Source organism: Streptomyces bobili, assembly GCF_002154575.1.
Classification (GTDB): Bacteria; Actinomycetota; Actinomycetes; order Streptomycetales; family Streptomycetaceae; genus Streptomyces; species Streptomyces bobili.
The window spans coordinates 1-4,245 of record NZ_MUBA01000492.1; the positions used below are offsets into that span (position 1 = coordinate 1).

6 protein-coding genes are annotated in these 4,245 nt (G+C 71.0%); 1 reads left to right on the plus strand and 5 read right to left on the minus strand.

Going from position 1 to position 4,245, the window contains the following annotated elements:
• Window positions 1-115: 115 nt before the first annotated feature.
• Entirely contained in the window at window positions 116-574 is a 459-nt protein-coding gene (locus tag BZL64_RS31250) for a DoxX family protein (protein WP_086772506.1), read from the minus strand.
• A gap of 112 nt (window positions 575-686) precedes the next feature.
• Complete coding sequence (locus BZL64_RS31255) at window positions 687-1,364, minus strand: class I SAM-dependent methyltransferase (RefSeq protein ID WP_086772507.1); 678 nt, start codon at window positions 1,362-1,364, stop codon at window positions 687-689.
• 205 nt (window positions 1,365-1,569) lie between these two features.
• Between BZL64_RS31255 and BZL64_RS31260 the strand changes: the two genes are divergently transcribed.
• Complete coding sequence (locus BZL64_RS31260; protein ID WP_086772508.1) at window positions 1,570-1,836, plus strand: DUF6343 family protein; 267 nt, start codon at window positions 1,570-1,572, stop codon at window positions 1,834-1,836.
• A gap of 55 nt (window positions 1,837-1,891) precedes the next feature.
• Here the strand turns inward: BZL64_RS31260 and BZL64_RS31265 are convergent, their stop codons facing one another.
• From BZL64_RS31265 to BZL64_RS31275, 3 genes are all read right to left on the minus strand, one after another.
• The gene (locus tag BZL64_RS31265; RefSeq protein WP_073498261.1) at window positions 1,892-2,272 is read right to left on the minus strand and encodes a tetratricopeptide repeat protein; all 381 of its coding nucleotides are present in this window, start codon (window positions 2,270-2,272) and stop codon (window positions 1,892-1,894) included.
• A 50-nt stretch (window positions 2,273-2,322) separates the two neighbouring features.
• Window positions 2,323-2,967 carry a dephospho-CoA kinase gene (coaE, locus tag BZL64_RS31270; protein WP_086772509.1) on the minus strand — a complete coding sequence of 215 codons (645 nt, stop codon included), beginning with the start codon at window positions 2,965-2,967 and terminating at the stop codon, window positions 2,323-2,325.
• A gap of 88 nt (window positions 2,968-3,055) precedes the next feature.
• Window positions 3,056-3,994 carry a PAC2 family protein gene (locus BZL64_RS31275; RefSeq protein ID WP_086772510.1) on the minus strand — a complete coding sequence of 313 codons (939 nt, stop codon included), beginning with the start codon at window positions 3,992-3,994 and terminating at the stop codon, window positions 3,056-3,058.
• Between the last annotated feature and the right edge of the window lie 251 nt (window positions 3,995-4,245).

Below are 4,245 nucleotides of genomic sequence, written 5' to 3' on the forward strand. Positions count from 1 at the left end.
CCGGCGAACCTCTCGACCCGCACCCCCTCACCGCTCTGGACCGGCGGGTCGAGAGGTTCGCCGGAGTCCATGGGTCCACGGTAGGACGGAGCATCGGAGCCAGGGGATCAGACGGTCACGGTGTCCGGCGCACCAGTCGGGCCAGGTCCTTCACGGAGTCGCGTCGGGCCCAGGCGATGAGGCCCAGCGGGACCAGCAGGATCAGCGGTGTCGCCGCGTTCTCCCCGTCGAAGGCGACGATCGTCACGATGAACGCCCCCACCATGAGCGCCCCCAGTGACACCGCGGCCACCGAGCGGAGCACCGGGACCAGCAGGGCGATCGCCCCCGCCAGTTCCAGGACACCGATGGCGTACATGCCGGTGTCGCCCCAGCCCAGCTTGTCGAAGCCCTCGGCCGCCGACGGGTGGGCGATCAGCTTCGGCAGGGCGCTCGCGATCCCGTAGAAGAGGGCGAGCAGCACCTCCAGCCCACGCAGTGCGATGCGGGCCCGCCTACGCCCGGCGGTCAGGGTCCGGGAACCGGCGGAGGTGGCGGAAACGGCGGACGGCAGGGGTGCCGTGGTCTCGGACATGGAGGTCTCCTGGGGGAAGCGGTCCGTTGTGCTGTCGGAGAGTCAGACCGCTCCCTCGCCGTGAACTCATCGCTCTTCGCCGCACCTCATCGCAGCACTTCATCGGCTCACTTCATCGCCTCACCGCCCGCACCCAGATCCCGTCCTCCGTCAGATACCGGTCCACCCTCAGCCCCGCCTCCGCCAACGCCTGCTCGAACTGTTCCTTGGTGAGCGGCCGGGAGCGGAAGGTCTGGGTCCATATCGCGTCCGGGAACACATACTCCGCGCGCACCGAGTCGACGCCGTCACCGACCGGTTCGGCCGACACGATCCGGGTGGTGAAGCCGCTGGGGTCGACCCGCTCGCGGGGCAGATCGGTGTGGTAGTCCTCGCCCTCCCGCTGGAACAGCACACAGCCGCCCTCCGCCACATGCCGGACGCAGGTGCGCAGCATGCCGCGCCAGACCTCCTCGTCCCCGGCATGGACGAGGAACGACGCGAGCATCACCACGTCGAAGGTCTCGTCCAGCTCCAGGTCCTCGATGGGGCCGCACACCGTACGCGCCCCTCGGACGCGGTCCAGCATCTCCGCGGACTCATCCACCGCGGTGACCGTGAATCCCCGCTCCAGGAGCGGATGGGTCATGCGGCCGACGCCGCAGCCCAGCTCCAGGATGTGCGCGCCCGCGGGCACGGCGGCGGTGATGATGTCGGGTTCGTCGCGCACCGGGAGGCGGCTGTACAGCTCGACCGCGCAGCCGTCCGGGGTGATGGCCCCGGGCCCCGTCCCCTCGTATCCCTCTCGCATTTCCATCCTCATACCCGCCCAACGGCCGGTGTCTGTACGGCCGTTCCCCCACCCCGCCGGTTCATTCGTTCGAGTGAAGACCCTCTTTTCGATGAACCGGCCCCGGCCTCTCGCCCTGGTCTCCACCCCCGGCCTCCACCCCGGTCTCCACCCTCTGGAGAACGTGCGCACCGAGGAGTACGTTTCAAGAAGGAGTGGTGATCCGATGCGTACGGGCAGTGAGCCGGTGACAGCGCGCAGTGCACTGAGGATGCGGCTGTGGCTGAGCGTGTGGGGGCTGCTCTGGGCGATCTTCGGGACGGTCGCGTTCACCCTCGTGGGGCGTCCGGGCTGGGCGATCGCCTGCGGGGCGCTGTGGCTGGTGATCACCGTCGACCTGTCGATGATCCTCAAGCATCTGCGCGAGGGCCCGCACTACCAGCCGGGCCCCGGCATCCCGCCGTACCGGCCGCCTGAGGAGCGACGCCCGTGAGCACGAGGGCATCAGGACTCCGGCAAGCTCAGGGCTCTCCGCGAGCGCGAGGGCATCAGGACTCGAAGCGGGCCGCCTTGAGGTACTGGGGGTTCGGGTCCAGCGCGGCGGCCAGCCGGAAGTGCCGCTTGGCCTGGTCGGCGCGGCCCTGCCGCTCGTAGGTGCGGGCGAGCGCGAAGTGAGCGAACGCGTTGTCCGGCTCGCGCTCCAGGACGATCGTGAACTCCAGCTCGGCGGGCCGTAGTTGCGCGGCGGCGAAGAAGGCACGCGCGCGCAGCAGCCGGGCGGCGGTGTTCTCGGGGTACGCGGCGATGACACCGTCGAGCAGTTTCACCGCGCCCCGCGGGTCCCGTGCGGCGAGCAGTTGCTCGGCGGCACGGAAGTCGATGACATGCGTCTCCGGACTGCGTCCGGTCGAACCGCTGGTATCGGGCACGGAAAATTCCTTCCCTTCCTCGCAGCGTTCAACGCGCGCCACGAGGGCCTCTATTCCTCGGACCCCTGTTCCTCGGACCGCCCGGCCGGCCCCTCGGACGTCCCCGCCCGGCGGACCAGTTCGGCCCACACGTCCTTCACGCGTCGCTCCAGGTCGGGCAGTGGCACGTCGTTGTCGACGACGATGTCGGCGATCCGCCGGCGCTGCTCACGGGTCGCCTGGGCGGCCATCCGCGCGCGGGCGTCGTCCTCCGTCATTCCACGGAGCCGGACGAGCCGGTCGAGCTGCGTCGCCGGGTCCGCGTCGACCACCACGACGACGTCGTACAGGGGGGCGAGCCGGTTCTCGGTGAGGAGGGGGACGTCGTGGACGACGACGGCGTCCTCGGGGGCCGCACTCTCCAGTTCGCGCGAGCGGGCGCCGACCAGGGGATGCACGATCGCGTTGAGCGCGGCGAGCCTGTCGGGGTCGGCGAAGACGATCGAGCCGAGTTTCGGGCGGTCGAGGCTGCCGTCCTCGGCGAGGACGCCCTCCCCGAACGTCTCGACGACCGCCGCGAGTCCGGGCGTGCCGGGTGCGACGACCTCGCGCGCGATGCGGTCCGCGTCGATCAGTACGGCGCCGCACGCGACGAACAGCCGGGACACCTCGCTCTTGCCGGCGCCGATCCCGCCGGTCAGGCCTACCTTCAGCATGACGGCAAGCCTAGACCGGCCGGCGATCGGAGAGCGGTCCAGGGTCTGCCACCGGCAGAGCCCGCGGCAGACCCCTGGCGGAGGCCGCTCAGCCCTCGCCTTCCCGCTCCGCCAGGAACTTCTCGAACTCTCGTCCGATCTCGTCGGCGGACGGGATGTCGACCGGCTCGGCGAGCATGTTGCCGCGGGTCTCGGCGCCGGCGGCGGCGTCGTACTGGTGCTCCAGGCCCTGGACGAGGGCGGTCAGTTCCTCGTCGCCCTCCTGGATCTGACGGTCGATCTCGGTCTGCGTGCGGTGCGCGTCCGTACGCAGGGCGTGCGCGATGCTCGGCAGGACGAGTCCGGTGGCGGCCGTGATGGCCTCCAGGACGGTCAGCGCGGCGTCCGGGTACGCGGAACGCGCGATGTAGTGCGGAACGTGCGCGGCGACGCCCAGGATGTCGTGGCCGGCCTCCATGAGGCGGTACTCGACGAGTGCCTCGGCGCTGCCGGGAACCTGCGCCTCCTCGAAGGGGCTGCGCTGGCCCGGGACGAGGTCGGTGCGGTTGCCGTGCGGGGTGAGGCCCACCGGCCGGGTGTGCGGGACGCCCATCGGGATGCCGTGGAAGTTCACCGACAGCCGTACGCCGAGGCGCTCCACGATCTGCTTCACCGCCACGGCGAAACGCTCCCACTCGACGTCCGGCTCGGGGCCGGACAGCAGCAGGAAGGGCGCTCCGGTGGCGTCCTGAACGAGCCTGACCTCGATGGCCGGCTCCTCGTACTCGCTCCACCGGTCGCGCTGGAAGGTCAGCAACGGGCGGCGGGCGCGGTAGTCCACCAGTCGGTCGTGGTCGAAGCGGGCGACGACCTGGTGGGGCAGCGAGTCGAGCAGCCGGTCGACGATCTGGTCGCCGGTCTCACCCGCGTCGATGTATCCGTCGAAGTGGTAGAGCATGACAAGTCCGGCCGACTCCTGGGCAAGCGCCATGTCGACGACAGCCAGCCCCTTCGGCTCCCATGCGTACAAACCCTGCGGATCAAGCACTTGGACCGCTCCTCCTCGTGTTCGTACTGCACAACGCCCCGCAGGGCGGGGGCATTCCCGGCCCACGCCCCTGATCAGGTGACTTCGTACGGCCCTGCGGTGACGGCCGGGTCAGCAACTCCCGCACGCGCGCGTGGCGGGCGGTCACGGCCCGGCGTACGGGGGTGAACGCGCGTGGCCGCCGGGCGCCTTGGCGTACGGCGTCCGGCACCCCTGGTGCGACCTGGGCGGCGGCCCGGCCGGTGGTGAGG

Excerpts from the sequence above, each read along its gene's own strand:
- BZL64_RS31250 (WP_086772506.1), bottom strand. The coding sequence starts at position 574 with ATGTCCGAGACCACGGCACCCCTGCCGTCCGCCGTTTCCGCCACCTCC.
- BZL64_RS31255 (WP_086772507.1), bottom strand. The coding sequence starts at position 1,364 with ATGCGAGAGGGATACGAGGGGACGGGGCCCGGGGCCATCACCCCGGAC.
- BZL64_RS31260 (WP_086772508.1), top strand. The coding sequence starts at position 1,570 with ATGCGTACGGGCAGTGAGCCGGTGACAGCGCGCAGTGCACTGAGGATG.
- coaE (WP_086772509.1), bottom strand. The coding sequence starts at position 2,967 with ATGCTGAAGGTAGGCCTGACCGGCGGGATCGGCGCCGGCAAGAGCGAG.